At 54.0% G+C, this 15760-nt stretch carries 16 protein-coding genes, 1 rRNA gene and 1 riboswitch; of the genes, 9 read left to right on the forward strand and 8 right to left on the reverse strand.

All coding sequences use genetic code 11. From position 1 onward, the window contains the following. Position 1: 1 nt before the first annotated feature. The 5 genes from thiS to rsd all read right to left on the reverse strand — a co-directional run bounded on the left by thiS (position 2) and on the right by rsd (position 4212). Entirely contained in the window at positions 2–202 is a 201-nt protein-coding gene (gene thiS, locus NNN64_RS16585) for a sulfur carrier protein ThiS (RefSeq protein WP_202037215.1), read from the reverse strand. After that, positions 183–941: a thiazole biosynthesis adenylyltransferase ThiF gene (gene thiF, locus NNN64_RS16590; protein WP_271442059.1), complete on the reverse strand. Its 759-nt coding sequence runs from the start codon at positions 939–941 to the stop codon at positions 183–185. The genes thiS and thiF overlap by 20 nt, the downstream gene beginning before the upstream one ends. Further along, a complete protein-coding gene (gene thiE / locus NNN64_RS16595; RefSeq protein WP_271442060.1) occupies positions 934–1569 on the reverse strand; it encodes a thiamine phosphate synthase in 636 nt (211 codons plus the stop codon). Before thiE ends, thiF begins: the two co-directional genes overlap by 8 nt. Then, positions 1569–3467 (reverse strand): phosphomethylpyrimidine synthase ThiC, encoded by a 1899-nt coding sequence (gene thiC / locus NNN64_RS16600; protein ID WP_271442061.1) that lies wholly within the window; start codon positions 3465–3467, stop codon positions 1569–1571. Before thiC ends, thiE begins: the two co-directional genes overlap by 1 nt. 83 nt (positions 3468–3550) lie before the next feature. After that, positions 3551–3673: riboswitch (TPP riboswitch) on the reverse strand. Between the two features lie 50 nt (positions 3674–3723). Beyond that, entirely contained in the window at positions 3724–4212 is a 489-nt protein-coding gene (rsd, locus tag NNN64_RS16605; protein WP_137383226.1) for a sigma D regulator, read from the reverse strand. Positions 4213–4308: 96 nt separating this feature from the next. Here rsd and nudC point away from each other — a divergent pair, with 96 nt between their 5' ends. The 6 genes from nudC (at position 4309) to NNN64_RS16635 (ending at position 8676) form a co-directional block, all read left to right on the forward strand. Further along, positions 4309–5082, forward strand: coding sequence for an NAD(+) diphosphatase (nudC, locus tag NNN64_RS16610; protein WP_271442062.1), 774 nt, complete (start codon positions 4309–4311; stop codon positions 5080–5082). A 49-nt stretch (positions 5083–5131) separates the two neighbouring features. Beyond that, positions 5132–6196 (forward strand): uroporphyrinogen decarboxylase, encoded by a 1065-nt coding sequence (hemE, locus tag NNN64_RS16615; RefSeq protein ID WP_271442063.1) that lies wholly within the window; start codon positions 5132–5134, stop codon positions 6194–6196. A gap of 9 nt (positions 6197–6205) precedes the next feature. Continuing rightward, on the forward strand, positions 6206–6886 hold the full coding sequence (gene nfi, locus NNN64_RS16620) for a deoxyribonuclease V (RefSeq protein WP_271442064.1): 681 nt from the start codon (positions 6206–6208) through the stop codon (positions 6884–6886). A gap of 33 nt (positions 6887–6919) precedes the next feature. Beyond that, positions 6920–7510: a YjaG family protein gene (locus tag NNN64_RS16625; RefSeq protein ID WP_003842015.1), complete on the forward strand. Its 591-nt coding sequence runs from the start codon at positions 6920–6922 to the stop codon at positions 7508–7510. A gap of 186 nt (positions 7511–7696) precedes the next feature. Further along, positions 7697–7969, forward strand: coding sequence for a nucleoid-associated protein HU-alpha (gene hupA / locus NNN64_RS16630; RefSeq protein ID WP_001044509.1), 273 nt, complete (start codon positions 7697–7699; stop codon positions 7967–7969). Between the two features lie 11 nt (positions 7970–7980). Continuing rightward, a complete protein-coding gene (locus tag NNN64_RS16635) occupies positions 7981–8676 on the forward strand; it encodes a DUF1481 domain-containing protein (RefSeq protein ID WP_271442070.1) in 696 nt (231 codons plus the stop codon). 75 nt (positions 8677–8751) lie between these two features. On the opposite strand, the gene zraP is transcribed toward NNN64_RS16635, so the two are convergent. Further along, positions 8752–9189, reverse strand: coding sequence for a zinc resistance sensor/chaperone ZraP (gene zraP, locus NNN64_RS16640; RefSeq protein WP_271442071.1), 438 nt, complete (start codon positions 9187–9189; stop codon positions 8752–8754). Between the two features lie 264 nt (positions 9190–9453). Here zraP and zraS point away from each other — a divergent pair, with 264 nt between their 5' ends. Together zraS and zraR are read left to right on the forward strand one after the other, a co-directional pair. Beyond that, positions 9454–10839 (forward strand): two-component system sensor histidine kinase ZraS, encoded by a 1386-nt coding sequence (zraS, locus tag NNN64_RS16645; protein WP_271442065.1) that lies wholly within the window; start codon positions 9454–9456, stop codon positions 10837–10839. A gap of 5 nt (positions 10840–10844) precedes the next feature. Continuing rightward, complete coding sequence (gene zraR / locus NNN64_RS16650; protein ID WP_271442066.1) at positions 10845–12170, forward strand: sigma-54-dependent response regulator transcription factor ZraR; 1326 nt, start codon at positions 10845–10847, stop codon at positions 12168–12170. On the opposite strand, the gene purD is transcribed toward zraR, so the two are convergent. Together purD and purH are read right to left on the reverse strand one after the other, a co-directional pair. After that, positions 12167–13456 (reverse strand): phosphoribosylamine--glycine ligase, encoded by a 1290-nt coding sequence (gene purD, locus NNN64_RS16655; protein WP_271442067.1) that lies wholly within the window; start codon positions 13454–13456, stop codon positions 12167–12169. The two genes, zraR and purD, sit on opposite strands and share 4 nt — an antisense overlap. 15 nt (positions 13457–13471) lie before the next feature. After that, entirely contained in the window at positions 13472–15061 is a 1590-nt protein-coding gene (gene purH, locus NNN64_RS16660; protein ID WP_271442068.1) for a bifunctional phosphoribosylaminoimidazolecarboxamide formyltransferase/IMP cyclohydrolase, read from the reverse strand. A 624-nt stretch (positions 15062–15685) separates the two neighbouring features. On the opposite strand from purH, the gene NNN64_RS16665 reads away from it, so the two are divergent. Then, positions 15686–15760, forward strand: a 16S ribosomal RNA gene (locus NNN64_RS16665); the annotation flags it as partial.

The raw sequence follows: 15760 nt of genomic DNA on the forward strand, positions 1-15760 counted from the left end.
ATCAACCCCCTGCAATGACCTGAAAAAGCAGGATCTGGTCGCCTTCCTGCACGATTTGCTGTTGCCACTGCTCACGTGGCAGGATCTGCTGGTTTAGTGCCAGCGCCATTCCCGGTTTATGCTGATTAAGCTGTGTCAGCAGTTCGCTGATGGTTTGCCCCTCGGCGCACTGCATTGGCTCATCATTGAACTGAATCTGCATGTTGCCCTCCACAGACCGGGCAACCGCTGGCACGGCGCAGCGCCAGGCTACGCCACTGGCTGGTTTTGCCATCAAACAGACGCAACTCTCCGGCTGGGGTTTCAATTCCGCTGAGTAATTTGATTGCTTCCAGAGCCTGCAAGGTTCCCATCACCCCGACGACCGGGCCCACAATGCCTGCAGTGCGGCAGTTGCGCTCTGGCTCCGCATCATCCGGCCACAGGCAGCGATAACACCCCTGTTCCCAAGGCGGAGTCAGCACCATTAATTGGCCGCCGAAACCGACGGCACTGGCGGTAATGAGTGGCGTATTTAGCGCCACGCAGGCGGCGTTAATCTGCTGGCGAGTTGCCATGTTGTCTGTGCAGTCGAGCACCACGTCGGCACGTGCTACAGCATGTCTGAGCGCATCACCTTGCAGGCGTTGCTGGAGCGCTACCACGTCGATATCCGGGTTGAGGCGGGTAAGCCGCTGCTGTGCGACTTGTGATTTGGCGCGGGCGATATCATCCGTGGTAAACAGGATCTGGCGCTGCAGATTACTCAGATGAATATCGTCATCGTCGACCAGCGTCAGCTTGCCGACGCCCGCACCTGCCAGATACAGTGCGGCAGGCGAACCTAGCCCACCTAACCCGACAATCAGCACATGGCTGTCGATCAGCTTTTGCTGGCCTTCAATCGCGATATCGCCAAGCAGGATCTGCCGGCTATAGCGCATAAAGTCGCGGTCATTCATCGCCTGCTCCTGCAATCGCCAACAACTGTGTCGTGGCATCGTGCCAGTCCGTTGCCTGGGTGATGGCGCTGACGACAGCAATGCTGCCGACGCCGGTACCCAGTACCGCAGGCGCGCGCTCAAGGCTGATGCCACCAATCGCGACGGTAGGGTAATCAGCCAGCCGCTCAATATGATGTGCCAGTTGTGCCAGCCCCTGTGGGGCGGAAGGCATCTGCTTGGTTTGCGTGGGGAAGACATGACCCAGCGCGATATAAGAAGGGCGAGCCGCCAGCGCCACATCAATCTCCATATCATCGTGAGTCGAAACACCAAGGCGCAATCCCGCCGCCTGAATCGCTTTCAGGTCGGTGGTTTCGAGGTCTTCCTGCCCCAGATGTACCCCATACGCGTTGTGTTTAACAGCCAGTCGCCAGTAATCGTTGATAAACAGGCGAGCATCATAACGACGCCCCAGCGCGATAGCGGCAACAACGTCTTCTTCGACCTCTTCATCATGTTTGTCTTTGATACGCAACTGGATAGTACGCACGCCTGCCCCCAGCAGACGCTCAATCCACTCGACGCCATCTACGACCGGGTAAAGCCCGAGGCGGAATGGCACGGAGGGAAAATCAGGCTGGTACATTACGCCTCCTCTTTTTTGAGGTAGATTTCACCGCCTTTGGCGCGGAAGTTCTCCGACATATCCGCCATCCCGACTTCAATCGTCTGTGCAGCGGCGTAGTCGCGCACTTCCTGGCTGATTTTCATCGAACAGAACTTCGGCCCGCACATGGAGCAGAAGTGAGCTACTTTCCCGGACTCCTGCGGCAGGGTTTCGTCGTGGTAAGCGCGAGCAGTGAACGGGTCGAGCGCCAGATTAAACTGGTCTTCCCAACGGAATTCGAAACGTGCTTTTGACATAGCGTTATCACGGATCTGCGCACCCGGATGCCCTTTGGCCAAATCAGCAGCATGCGCGGCAATCTTATAGGTGATAAGACCCTGTTTCACATCTTCTTTATTGGGCAGACCAAGGTGTTCTTTTGGCGTTACGTAACAGAGCATGGCACAGCCAAACCAGCCAATCATCGCCGCACCAATGCCTGACGTGAAGTGGTCATAGCCTGGCGCAATATCGGTGGTTAGCGGCCCTAAGGTATAGAACGGTGCTTCGTGGCAGTGTTCCAGCTCTTCGGTCATGTTGCGCTGGATCATATGCATTGGCACATGACCTGGGCCTTCAATCATCACCTGCACGTCATATTCCCAGGCTATTTTGGTCAGTTCACCCAGCGTATGTAGCTCAGAGAACTGTGCTTCGTCGTTGGCATCCTGAATCGAGCCTGGACGCAGGCCGTCGCCCAGCGACAGGGAAACGTCATAGGCTGCGCAGATTTCACAGATCTCGCGGAAGTGCTCAAACAGAAAGTTCTCTTTGTGATGGGAGAGGCACCACTTCGCCATAATAGAACCACCGCGCGAGACAATACCGGTCAAACGCTTGGCGGTCATCGGCACATAGCGCAGCAGTACGCCTGCATGAATGGTGAAATAGTCAACGCCCTGTTCAGCCTGCTCCAGCAGCGTATCGCGGAAGGCTTCCCAGGTGAGATCTTCGGCGATCCCGTTGACCTTTTCCAGCGCCTGGTAGATCGGTACAGTACCAATTGGCACCGGGCTGTTACGCAGGATCCACTCGCGGGTTTCATGAATATAACGACCGGTGGAGAGGTCCATTACCGTATCGGCACCCCAACGGGTAGACCACACCAGTTTTTCGACCTCCTCTTCGATGGAGGAGGTGACTGCTGAATTACCGATGTTGGCATTCACCTTCACCAGGAAATTACGACCGATAATCATCGGTTCTGATTCCGGGTGGTTGATGTTGGCTGGAATAATGGCACGCCCGGCAGCGACCTCGTCACGCACGAATTCCGGCGTGATGTTTTCTGGCAGGCGTGCACCAAAGTTCATCCCCGGATGCTGGTGGCGTAATACTTCACTGCGAATACGCTCACGGCCCATGTTTTCGCGGATGGCGATAAACTCCATCTCTGGGGTAACGATCCCCTGGCGAGCATAGTGTAGCTGGGTCACACGCTTACCAGCCTTGGCACGTTTTGGCGTCAGCAGACCCGTAAAACGCAGTTCATCAAGGCCATCATCGGCCAGGCGCTCTTTAGTGTAAGCCGAGCTGCGGTCATCTAACTCTTCGCTATCATTGCGCGCCGTAATCCACGCCTGGCGTAGTTTTGCCAGACCCTGTTGTACGTTAATTGCCACGTCAGGGTCGCCATACGGACCGGAGGTGTCGTAAACCGGAACGGCTTCATTCTCTTCAAATTGAGGATTGTCTTTCGTGCCGCCAGTTAGCGTTGGGCTAAGCTGAATTTCGCGCATCGGGATGCGGATATCCGGCTGCGAACCGGTGATATAGATGCGTTTTGAGTTAGGAAAGGCGGTCCCTTCCAGGGTATCGATAAAGTGTTGGGCTTGAGCGCGCTGTTCGCGGCGTGATGGTTTAGTAGTGGCAGACATAGCTCATTCCAAATAAAAGTAAGGATATGGCTTGCCAGACGACGGATGAAGCAAGAGAGAAGCTCGCCCGGGGGCGATGCTATTGCAGATTGACTCTTGTTCCCTTCGCAGGTTTTAACCTGATCAGGTTCCGCGGATCCCGAATTAACGGTCTCAGCCTTTTCCACTCATGCTGTTGTGGAAAATAAGCACTCCGACAAGAAGTAACCTCAGTAAAGAGGTAATGAATGTAAACTACGCGTTAATGCCGCAAATCTCAAGCATGACGTTTGAGGGCGTCGCTGTCGTGCATGGCGTCAAATACCAGCATAATCAGCTTATCTTCCAGCACGAATCGTGCTTCCAGTGCTTCGCCGAGATCCGATAAAACTTTTTGAAATTCAAGGAAGTTATCATGATCGATGGCCGTTTCCAGGCTGGAATCGTAGTAGTCCATAATCTGCTGTGTATTGGCTTCCAGCAGTGGCCAAATTTTAGTGGCTTTTAAAAGCTGCCCGTTTCCTTCCAATTTATGGAGAATACGTTCATAAATACTGAAGTGTCCGGTGGAGAGGTAATCGACCAGGCTTTGACAAAAATCATCCAGCGCTTTTTCATTGAGTCGCATGTACGATTCTTTGCCAGGCTTAATGCCAACCAGATTGTAGTAAGCCACGAGCAGGTGCTTACGTACATGTAGCCAGCGATCAACCAGTTTATTACTTCCTCTGACGTGTTCCGTCAGGCTTTCCAGCTGGTTTAGCATGATTGACTCCGCAAGATGGTGTTAAAAAACTGCTCACCCGTAAATGTAAAGATAATGTAAACAACATGCCTGTGAAGCAAAGGTTGCGCAAGAGATATGGATCGTATAATTGAAAAATTAGATAGCGGCTGGTGGATTGTCAGTCATGAGCAAAAGTTGTGGTTACCTCATGGCGAGCTACCTTACGGCGACGCAACCCGTTTTGATTTAGTCGGGCAGCGCGCCCTGCCAATAGGCGAATGGGAAGGGGATACTGTCTGGTTGGTGCAGCAGCCGCGTCGGCATGATATGGGTTCAGTGCGCCAGGTTATCGACCAGGATGTGGGGCTGTTTCAACTGGCCGGACGTGGCGTGCAACTGGCTGAATTCTACCGCTCGCATAAATTCTGCGGCTACTGTGGCCACCTCATGCACCCGAGTAAAACGGAGTGGGCGATGTTGTGTGGTCATTGTCGCGAACGCTACTACCCGCAAATAGCCCCCTGCATTATTGTCGCTATTCGCCGTGATGACACCATCCTGCTTGCTCAGCATGTTCGCCATCGTAATGGCGTGCATACCGTGCTGGCGGGTTTTGTTGAAGTTGGGGAAACCTTAGAACAGGCGGTGGCGCGTGAAGTGATGGAAGAGAGCGGCATTAAGGTGAAAAACCTGCGCTATGTCACTTCCCAACCCTGGCCGTTCCCGCAATCTTTGATGACCGCATTTATGGCAGAGTATGATAGTGGTGAGATTGTTATCGATCCGAAAGAGCTGCTGGAAGCGAATTGGTATCGCTACGACGATTTACCGCTCTTACCGCCGCCGGGTACCGTCGCGCGCCGGCTGATCGAAGATACCGTGGCGATGTGTCGGGCTGAGTACGAGTAAAGAACGAGTAATGATACACTGACGGTCTGACGCTAAAAGGAAGATAAAAATGACCGAACTGAAGAACGATCGTTACCTGCGTACGCTGCTGCGCCAGCCCGTTGATGTGACTCCGGTATGGATGATGCGCCAGGCGGGCCGCTATTTGCCGGAGTACAAAGCCACTCGTGCCGAGGCGGGCGACTTCATGGCGTTGTGCAAAAACGCCGAGCTGGCCTGTGAAGTGACGCTGCAGCCGCTGCGCCGCTATCCGCTCGATGCAGCGATCCTCTTTTCGGACATTCTGACTATCCCGGATGCGATGGGGCTTGGACTCTATTTTGAAGCCGGGGAAGGCCCACGTTTTACCTCTCCTGTCACCAGTAAGGCTGATGTGGAAAAACTGCCCGTTCCAGACCCGGAAGATGAGCTGGGCTACGTCATGAACGCAGTGCGTACCATTCGGCGTGAGCTGAAAGGTGAAGTACCGCTGATCGGTTTCTCCGGCAGCCCGTGGACGCTGGCGACCTATATGGTTGAAGGTGGCAGTAGCAAAGCATTTACCGTGATTAAAAAGATGATGTATGCCGATCCAAAAGCGCTACATCTGTTGCTTGATAAGCTGGCGAAAAGCGTCACCCTGTACCTTAACGCGCAGATTAAAGCGGGTGCGCAGTCGGTGATGATTTTCGATACCTGGGGCGGCGTGCTGACCGGGCGCGACTATCAGCAGTTCTCTTTGTATTACATGCATAAAATTGTCGACGGGCTGCTTCGTGAAAACGACGGTCGCCGTGTCCCCGTGACGCTGTTTACCAAAGGTGGCGGTCAGTGGTTGGAAGCGATGGCGGAAACCGGCTGCGATGCGCTGGGTCTTGACTGGACAACTGACATTGCTGACGCGCGTCGCCGCGTAGGCCATAAGGTGGCACTGCAGGGCAATATGGACCCGTCGATGTTGTATGCGCCACCGGCGCGTATCGAAGAAGAAGTGGCAACGATTCTGGCTGGATTCGGTCAGGGCGAAGGTCATGTCTTTAACCTGGGTCACGGTATTCACCAGGACGTGCCGCCGGAACATGCGGGTGTCTTCGTAGAGGCGGTACATCGGTTGTCGGCGCAGTACCACCGCTAAGGAACCAATATGGATCTCGCGTCGCTTCGTGCGCAGCAGCTTGAGCTGGCCTCTTCGGTTTCCCGAGAGGATCGCCTTGAAACCGATCCGCCGGATCTGATCGGTGGGGCGGATGTCGGGTTTGAGCAGGGCGGTGAAGTGACGCGGGCTGCGATGGTTCTGCTGAAATATCCCACGCTGGAGCTGGTTGAATACAAGGTGGCGCGTATTGCCACCACCATGCCGTATATTCCCGGCTTTCTCTCTTTTCGCGAAACTCCCGCGCTGATGGCCGCCTGGCAACAGCTGTCACAAAAGCCGGACCTGCTGTTTGTCGATGGACACGGCATTTCTCATCCTCGCCGCCTGGGCGTCGCCAGTCATTTTGGTCTGCTGGTGGATGTCCCGACGATTGGTGTGGCGAAAAAAAGGCTGTGCGGCAAGTTTGAACCTCTCGCCGCCGAACCCGGTGCATTAGCGCCGCTGCTGGATAAAGGCGAGCAGCTGGCCTGGGTCTGGCGCAGCAAAGCACGCTGTAATCCGTTGTTTATCTCTACGGGTCACCGCGTGAGCATGGACAGTGCCCTGGCGTGGGTGCAGCGCTGTATGAACGGCTATCGTCTGCCAGAACCAACACGCTGGGCGGATGCCGTAGCATCTGAACGCCCGGCTTTTACGCGGCTTGCAGCAAAAACGGCCCATATCGGGTAAACTGCCGCTAATTTCCGTATTTGAGAACTCATCATGTTACAAAACCCGATTCACTTGCGTCTGGAGAAGCTGGAAAGCTGGCAGCACGTTACGTTTATGGCCTGCCTGTGCGAGCGCATGTATCCCAACTACGCGATGTTTTGCAAGCAAACTGAATTTGGTGATGGCCAGATTTATCGTCGAATCCTGGATTTGATTTGGGAAGCGCTGACGGTTAAAGATGCCAAAATCAATTTCGACAGCCAACTGGAAAAGTTTGAAGAGGCTATCCCGTCGGCAGATGATTACGATCTGTATGGTGTTTATCCTGCGATTGATGCCTGCGTGGCATTAAGCGAACTGATGCATTCACGTCTTAGCGGTGAAACGCTGGAACACGCCATTGAAGTCAGTAAGGCTTCAATTACCACAGTAGCGATGCTGGAAATGACCCAGGCCGGTCGCGAAATGACCGATGAAGAGCTAAAAGAAAACCCTGCCGTTGAGCAAGAATGGGATATTCAGTGGGAAATATTCCGACTTTTGGCTGACTGTGAAGAACGCGATATTGAGCTGATAAAAGGGCTGCGAGCAGACCTGCGCGAGGCTGGTGAGAGCAATATTGGTATAAATTTTCAGCAATGACACAACAAAACGTGATTTAACGCCTGATTTGTCGTGCCTGAAGGCTTCCCATCCGCCCCCCGTCTGGTCTACATTTGGGGGGCGAAAAAAAGTGGCTATCGGTGCGTGTATGCAGGAGAGTGCTTTTCTGGCATTTCCGTCGCACTCGATGCTTAGCAAGCGATAAACACATTGTAAGGATAACTTATGAACAAGACTCAACTGATTGATGTAATTGCAGACAAAGCAGAACTGTCTAAAACACAGGCTAAAGCTGCTCTGGAATCCACTCTGGCTGCTATTACTGAGTCTCTGAAAGAAGGCGATGCTGTACAACTGGTTGGTTTCGGTACCTTCAAAGTGAACCACCGTGCTGAGCGCACTGGCCGCAACCCGCAGACCGGTAAAGAAATCAAAATCGCCGCAGCTAACGTACCGGCATTTGTTTCTGGTAAAGCACTGAAAGACGCGGTTAAGTAATTCGCGTGGCAGTGAACAGTTTTAACGAAGGGGCGGTTTCGCCCCTTTTGTCCATCTGGCGTCATACGCTCTGGCTTTCAGGTGTGCTGTTGCTGTCGGCCTGTAGTCGCCATTCCGAGCTTCCTCCGTTCACGGCCAGCGGTTATGTTGGCGAGCAGGGGGCGGTGCGTGTCTGGCGTAAAGATTCCAGTGACGATGTTCACTTGCTCTCGGTATTGAGTCCGTGGCGTAACGGCGACACTACCACCAGTGAATACCGCTGGCAGGGAGATATGCTCTCTCTGATAGAACTTAATGTTTACAGTAAACCGCCGGAACATATTCGCATCCGCTTTGATGACCGCGGCGAACTGAGTTTCATGCAACGTGAAGTTGCCGGGCAAAAGCAGCAGCTTTCCAGCGATCAAATCGCGTTGTACCGCTATCGTGCCGATCAAATCCGCAAGACCAGCGATGCGCTGCGTCAGGGACGTGTGGTCTTACATCAGGGACGCTGGCATGGCGCTGAACGCACGGTGACTACGTGTGAAGGCGAAACCATTAAGCCCGATTTAGATTCGTGGGCGATAAGCCATATTGAGCGCCGCCAGAGCCGCTCGTCAGTCGATGTGAGCGTAGCATGGCTGGAAGCGCCCGAAGGGTCACAGTTGCTGCTGGTTGCCAATGAGGATTTTTGTCACTGGCAGCCGAAAGAGAAAACATTTTAACGCCGGATGGTGACGCAAATGCGCCTTATCCATCTGTAGGCCTGATTAGCATAGCGCCATCAGGCACTAAGTCCTTTACCAGTGCCCCATCCCCATATGACCACCGCCGCGATAGTTACCACCACATCCGCCGTAGCCCATTCCGGCTCCACGAGGTATACCCGCCTGTGCCATTGCGACATCGCGCTTAACGCGCTGCTCATCCAGCGATTGATTCAACGACTCCATCTCTTTTGCTACCGCATTAATTTTTGCCGTGTCTGGCGAACTGGCTGTTAGCAACGCGTTGTATTCATAGCGTTTGGAGGTCAGCTGTTGGCGCAATGCGCTGGTTTGTGAGTAGTAATCATCATAGATTTTCTGCGCGGTAGCCTGTTGTTCGGTGGTCATAGGCGTACCGCCACGTTGCTGCATACCATCACCATACCCCCAGTGATGTTGTGCCAGCGCCGGGGTAGAACCCAGAGCAATCAGCGAGAGTACAATCAGCGCCAGTTTATTATTCCGTTTCATCATTCGTTCTCCTGTTGGTTATCTTACATTCCTTGTTGCATCTTCCGTGCCAGACTGGAGACCCCCGTTCTGCAGGCATCACGCGTGGTGTGCCTGGTGCAAAGTGAGTAAAAATGACTCGCCCGAGCGTAACCAGCGGGTCATTTTTACCCGCTGACTTTCAGCGGTTTGTGTCCGAGGGCAGGGTTATCAGGGGTAAAAAATGGCATGATTTCTGCTGTATACCTGAAACGAAGAAAGGACACGGTGGGAAAGGAAGTGCATATGCGTCTGTATAAAGACACGGCGGCAAAGTGGCTGAGCAGATTCTTGCTGGCGGCAATCCTGATTTTAGTTGGCTGGTTTTCTATCATGACCATTCGGGATTATGGCCGCGAAAGTGACGCTGCCCGGCAAACGCTGCTGGAAAAAGGGAGTGTGCTGATTCGTGCCCTGGAGTCCGGTACGCGTGTGGGCATGGGTATGCGCATGCACCATGCTCAGCAGCAGACGCTGTTGGAGGAAATGGCCGTGCAGCCGGGCGTATTATGGTTTGCTGTTGTGGATGAGCATGGTGTGATCATGGCTCACAGTAATTCTGCGATGGTTGGAAAGTCACTCTATACACCGGATGTCCTGCGGCAGCTTAGTCCTGGGGATCAAGAAAGCTGGCGGAATATTGAAATTCCAGCGAGGGATGGTGAAAAAACGCCGGCCCTGGAAATTTATCGCCAGTTTCAGCCACTGTATGGTCCTGGGCGACATGGCATGGCGCGTTGTGCCAGCAATAGCGGACAGATGACCACGCCTTCACAAACCATTTTTATCGCTTTTGATGCCAGTGATTTGGCGGCGACGCAGGCAAGAGAGTGGCGTAACACGCTGATTGTCCTCTCTGCGCTGGCGGCTGTACTGCTGGCAACGGTACTTACATTTTTCTGGTACCAGCGCTATCAGCGTTCGTACAAGGAATTGCAGGATGCGATGAAGCGGAAAGAAAAACTGATGGCGCTTGGGCATCTGGCGGCAGGGGTTGCACATGAAATTCGTAATCCGCTGTCTTCCATCAAAGGTCTGGCGAAGTATTTTGCCGAACGTACTCCGGCAGGAGGCGAGTCACACGAGCTGGCGCAGGTCATGGCGAAAGAGGCAGACCGCTTAAATCGGGTGGTGAGCGAACTCCTTGAACTGGTGAAACCCGCGCACCTCGCGCTCCAGAAAGTGGATCTCAATGAGGTCATCACTCACTCATTGCATCTGGTAAGTCAGGATGCTCAAAGTCGGGAAATTCAGCTACGGTTTACGGTAAATCCTGCACTGCCAACTATTCAGGCCGATCCTGACCGGCTAACGCAGGTCCTGCTGAATCTGTATCTGAACGCCATTCATGCGATTGGCCACCAGGGTTCGATTACGGTTGAAGCGAGTGAAAGCAGTGCCGAACGCGTTAAAATTGTGGTTGCCGATAGCGGAAAGGGGATTGCACCTGAGCAGCTGGAGGCAATATTTACACCTTACTTTACGACCAAAGCCGATGGTACGGGGCTGGGGTTGGCGGTTGTGCAGAACATTATCGAACAGCATGGTGGAACCATTCAGGTGGCAAGCGTTGAAGGCAAGGGAGCGGTCTTTACTCTCTGGCTGCCGACGAAACCGAAACAACAGGATTAACAAGGATGACGCGCGGAAAAATCGATATTCTGGTGGTGGATGACGATATCAGCCACTGCACTATTTTACAGGCGCTGCTACGTGGCTGGGGTTATGAGGTCGCGCTGGCCTATAGTGGGCGCGCGGCGCTCGAGCAGGTGCGTGAACATGTTTTCGATCTAGTGCTATGCGATGTGCGCATGGCGGAGATGGACGGCATCGAAACGCTCAAAGAGATCAAGGCGCTGAACCCAGCTATTCCGGTATTGATTATGACGGCGTTTTCCAGCGTGGAGACCGCCGTAGAAGCACTGAAAACCGGTGCGCTGGATTACTTAATCAAACCGCTGGATTTTGACCGTCTGCAGGACACGCTGGAAAAGGCATTGGCACATACGCGGGAAAGCGGTGCGGAACTGCCGTCGGCAACGGCTGCGCAGTTTGGCATGATTGGCAACAGTCCGGCGATGCAGAAGTTGCTCAATGAGATAGCGATGGTTGCGCCCTCGGATGCGACGGTGCTGATTCATGGAGACTCTGGCACTGGCAAAGAGCTGGTGGCTCGGGCACTGCATGCCAGCAGCGCACGCAGTGAGAAACCGCTGGTGACGCTCAACTGCGCGGCGCTGAATGAGTCGCTGTTGGAGTCCGAGCTGTTTGGTCATGAGAAAGGCGCCTTTACCGGTGCGGATAAACGCCGGGAAGGGCGCTTTGTTGAAGCCGATGGCGGCACGTTATTTCTTGATGAGATTGGCGATATCTCACCGCTGATGCAAGTTCGCCTGTTGCGAGCGATTCAGGAGCGGGAAGTGCAGCGTGTTGGCAGCAACCAGACTATTGCAGTTGATGTTCGGCTGATTGCCGCCACGCATCGCTGCCTTGCGGAAGAAGTCAGCGCCGGGCGCTTTCGTCAGGATCTCTACTATCGCCTGAACGTCGTCACCATTGAAATGCCTGCCTTACGCCAGCGTCGGGAAGATATTCCGCTGCTGGCTGAGTATTTTCTCCAGCGCTTTGCCGAACGTAACCGCAAAGCGGTGAAAGGCTTTACGCCACAGGCGATGGATCTGTTGATCCACTATGATTGGCCGGGGAACATTCGCGAGCTGGAAAATGCGATTGAACGGGCGGTAGTGTTGCTGACGGGGGAATATATCTCTGAGCGTGAGCTGCCGATGGCAATCGCAGCAACACCGATAAAAGCAGAGTTCAGTGGTGAGATCCAACCGCTGGTGGATGTTGAAAAAGAGGTGATCCTGGCGGCGCTGGAAAAAACGGGCGGCAACAAAACAGAAGCCGCCCGTCAGTTAGGTATTACTCGCAAAACGCTGCTGGCGAAAATTTCGCGTTAGCGCTGCTCGCGTTCAATGGCGCGCCAGCCGATGTCGTTACGGCTAAAACTGCCATCCCAGCGGATATCGGTCATTAAGGCATAAGCGCGTTTCTGTGCTTCGGCAACGGTATGCCCCAATGCGGTGGCGCACAGTACGCGACCGCCGTTGGTCAGCACGCGATCGTCATCTGACAATTTCGTACCCGCATGGAATACTTTAGCGCCTTCGATTTCTTCTAACGGCAAACCGTGGATCTCATCACCCGTGTGGTAGTTGCCAGGATAACCGCCCGCGGCAATGACCACGCCCAAAGAAGCACGCTCATCCCACTCGGAGGTTTTCTCATCCAGTTTGCCGTCACAGGCTGCGAGGCACAGATCGACCAGATCCGATTTCATGCGCAGCATGATCGGCTGGGTTTCCGGATCGCCGAAGCGGCAGTTGAACTCGATAACCTTTGGATTACCCTGTTTGTCGATCATCAGACCCGCATACAGGAAACCTGTGTAGGTATTCCCTTCCGCCGCCATACCTTTTACCGTTGGCCAAATAATGCGTTCCATGGTGCGCTGATGCACTTCATCAGTTACCACCGGTGCTGGTGAGTAAGCCCCCATACCGCCGGTGTTCGGGCCGATATCGCCGTTACCTACGCGTTTGTGGTCCTGGCTGGTGGCCATCGGCAGCACGTGCTCACCGTCGACCATCACGATAAAGCTCGCTTCTTCACCGTCGAGGAACTCTTCGATAACAATGCGGTGGCCCGCGTCGCCAAAGGCGTTACCCGCCAGCATATCGTGTACGGCGGCTTCTGCTTCTTCGAGAGTCATCGCGACGATAACGCCTTTACCGGCTGCCAGGCCGTCGGCCTTAATCACAATCGGCGCGCCTTTCTCACGCAGATAGGCCAGCGCGGGTTCGATCTCGGTGAAGTTCTGATACTCCGCCGTCGGGATGTTATGACGAGCAAGGAAATCTTTGGTGAAGGCTTTAGAACCTTCCAGTTGTGCTGCACCTTCGGTTGGGCCGAAGATCTTAAGATCTGCGGCGCGGAAGGCGTCAACCACGCCTATCACCAGCGGTGCTTCCGGGCCGACAATAGTCAGATCGATCTTCTCGTTTTGGGCAAAGCTCAGCAGCGCCGGAATATCGGTCACACTGATGGCCACGTTTTGTAGTGCAGGCTCCAGTGCGGTTCCGGCATTACCCGGTGCGACAAAGACGGTGGAAACCTGTGGAGACTGAGCCGCTTTCCACGCCAGGGCGTGCTCGCGCCCGCCGTTACCAATGACTAATACTTTCATCGTCTGCTCCGTGAATTAATGGCGGAAGTGGCGCATGTCAGTGAAGATCATCGCGATGCCATGTTCATCGGCAGCAGCAATCACTTCGTCATCGCGGATAGAACCACCAGGCTGGATAACGCAGCTCACGCCAACGGCAGCTGCGGCATCAATACCGTCGCGGAACGGGAAGAAGGCGTCGGAAGCCATGGCGGAACCTTTCACTTCCAGACCTTCATCACCGGCTTTAATCCCTGCGATTTTGGCGGAGTAAACGCGGCTCATCTGGCCTGCGCCTATCCCGATGGTCATGTTCTCTTTGGCATAGACAATGGCGTTGGATTTCACGAACTTCGCCACCTTCCAGCAGAACAGCGCATCGCGCAGTTCCTGCTCGGTCGGCTGGCGTTTGGACACCACGCGCAGGTCACCTTCGGTAACCATACCTAAGTCGCGATCCTGAACCAGCAGGCCGCCGTTAACGCGTTTGAAGTCGAGGCCCGGCACGCGCTGTGCCCACTGGCCGCAGGTCAGAACGCGAACGTTCTGCTTAGCCGCCGTGATTTTCAGCGCTTCTTCGGTTGCGGATGGGGCGATAATCACTTCCACGAACTGGCGGGAGATGATGGCCTGCGCGGTTTCAGCATCCAGCTCGCGGTTAAAGGCAATGATGCCGCCGAACGCGGAGGTCGGGTCTGTTTTATAAGCGCGGTCGTAAGCGTCAAGAATAGAGGTGCTTACCGCGACGCCGCATGGGTTCGCGTGCTTAACGATAACACAGGCCGGTTCGCTGAACTCTTTCACACACTCCAGCGCCGCATCGGTATCAGCGATGTTGTTATAGGAGAGCGCTTTGCCCTGTACCTGCTGCGCCGTTGCCACTGACGCTTCTTTGACGTTCTCTTCTATATAGAAGGCTGCCTGCTGGTGGCTGTTCTCACCGTAGCGCATATCCTGCTTCTTAATGAAGTTCAGGTTCAGCGTACGCGGGAAGCGACCGGCGGCTTCTTTGCTTTCGCCGTGGTAAGCCGGAACCATGCTGCCGAAGTAGTTGGCAATCATGCTGTCGTAGGCGGCGGTGTGTTCGAAAGCTTTAATCGCGAGATCGAAACGGGTGTCGAGGGTCAGAGAGCCTTCGTTGGCATCCATCTCTTTAATAATGGCGTCGTAGTCGCTGCTCTTCACCACGATGGCAACATCTTTATGGTTCTTCGCGGCGGAGCGAACCATGGTTGGGCCACCGATATCGATGTTCTCTACTGCATCTTCCAGCGAGCAGCCTTCGCGGGCAACGGTCTCGGCGAACGGATACAGGTTAACGACAACCATATCGATAGGGGCAATGTGATGTTGTTCCATAATAGCATCGTCCTGGCCGCGACGACCGAGGATGCCACCGTGTACTTTTGGATGCAGGGTCTTTACGCGTCCATCCATCATTTCCGGGAAACCGGTGTAATCGGAAACTTCGGTCACCGGCAGACCTTTCTCTGCTAACAGGCGTGCGGTGCCACCTGTAGAAAGCAGCTCCACACCACGTGCGGAAAGTACCTGAGCGAATTCGATGATACCGGCCTTGTCAGAAACACTGAGCAGAGCGCGGCGGACTGGACGACGTTGTTGCATGGTAAATCCCCTGGATTTGACTATTACAGAGAGCGTTAGGTGAATTCTTGCGTAAAAACTCAGCTAACGCCCCTTACGGGGCATCCTTGTTGTGCGGTGGCATTGTAACGAAAACGTTTGCGCAACGCTCGCGAATTTTTAATTTTCGATTCAGACCCCTGCTTCTTCCTATATAACGCCGCTTTGGCAGAGAGATGATCGCAGAAAGGAGGGGGCGGTTTGTGGATAACTCTGTGTGTAAATGGGTATAAGGTAGGCTTTTGCTGTGGAATGCAGCAGTCAGTCATTTTTCTGTCATTTAAGGGTTGCGGGCTGAGGGAAACTCCCTATAATGCGCCTCCATCGACACGGCGGATGTGAATCACTTCACACAAACAGCCGGTCCGGTTGAAGAGAAAAATCCTGAAATTCAGGGTTGACTCTGAAAGAGGAAAGCGTAATATACGCCACCTCGCGACAGAGCGCTAAAGCGCGTCGCAACTGCTCTTTAACAATTTATCAGACAATCTGTGTGGGCACTCGAAGATACGGATTCTTAACGTCGCAAGACGAAAAATGAATACTCAAGTCTCTGAGTGAACATACGTAATTCATTACGAAGTTTAATTCACGAGCATCAAACTTAAATTGAAGAGTTTGATCATGGCTCAGATTGAACGCTGGCGGCAGGCCTAACACATGCAAGTCGAACGGTAGCAC

The sequence above is a fragment of the Citrobacter sp. Igbk 14 genome (assembly GCF_028069825.1).
GTDB lineage: Bacteria > Pseudomonadota > Gammaproteobacteria > Enterobacterales > Enterobacteriaceae > Citrobacter.

Excerpts from the sequence above, each read along its gene's own strand:
- thiS (WP_202037215.1), bottom strand. The coding sequence starts at position 202 with ATGCAGATTCAGTTCAATGATGAGCCAATGCAGTGCGCCGAGGGGCAA.
- hupA (WP_001044509.1), top strand. The coding sequence starts at position 7,697 with ATGAACAAGACTCAACTGATTGATGTAATTGCAGACAAAGCAGAACTG.
- nudC (WP_271442062.1), top strand. The coding sequence starts at position 4,309 with ATGGATCGTATAATTGAAAAATTAGATAGCGGCTGGTGGATTGTCAGT.
- purD (WP_271442067.1), bottom strand. The coding sequence starts at position 13,456 with ATGAAAGTATTAGTCATTGGTAACGGCGGGCGCGAGCACGCCCTGGCG.
- thiF (WP_271442059.1), bottom strand. The coding sequence starts at position 941 with ATGAATGACCGCGACTTTATGCGCTATAGCCGGCAGATCCTGCTTGGC.
- nfi (WP_271442064.1), top strand. The coding sequence starts at position 6,206 with ATGGATCTCGCGTCGCTTCGTGCGCAGCAGCTTGAGCTGGCCTCTTCG.
- purH (WP_271442068.1), bottom strand. The coding sequence starts at position 15,061 with ATGCAACAACGTCGTCCAGTCCGCCGCGCTCTGCTCAGTGTTTCTGAC.
- zraS (WP_271442065.1), top strand. The coding sequence starts at position 9,454 with ATGCGTCTGTATAAAGACACGGCGGCAAAGTGGCTGAGCAGATTCTTG.
- thiE (WP_271442060.1), bottom strand. The coding sequence starts at position 1,569 with ATGTACCAGCCTGATTTTCCCTCCGTGCCATTCCGCCTCGGGCTTTAC.
- hemE (WP_271442063.1), top strand. The coding sequence starts at position 5,132 with ATGACCGAACTGAAGAACGATCGTTACCTGCGTACGCTGCTGCGCCAG.
- zraP (WP_271442071.1), bottom strand. The coding sequence starts at position 9,189 with ATGAAACGGAATAATAAACTGGCGCTGATTGTACTCTCGCTGATTGCT.
- zraR (WP_271442066.1), top strand. The coding sequence starts at position 10,845 with ATGACGCGCGGAAAAATCGATATTCTGGTGGTGGATGACGATATCAGC.
- thiC (WP_271442061.1), bottom strand. The coding sequence starts at position 3,467 with ATGTCTGCCACTACTAAACCATCACGCCGCGAACAGCGCGCTCAAGCC.
- rsd (WP_137383226.1), bottom strand. The coding sequence starts at position 4,212 with ATGCTAAACCAGCTGGAAAGCCTGACGGAACACGTCAGAGGAAGTAAT.
- NNN64_RS16625 (WP_003842015.1), top strand. The coding sequence starts at position 6,920 with ATGTTACAAAACCCGATTCACTTGCGTCTGGAGAAGCTGGAAAGCTGG.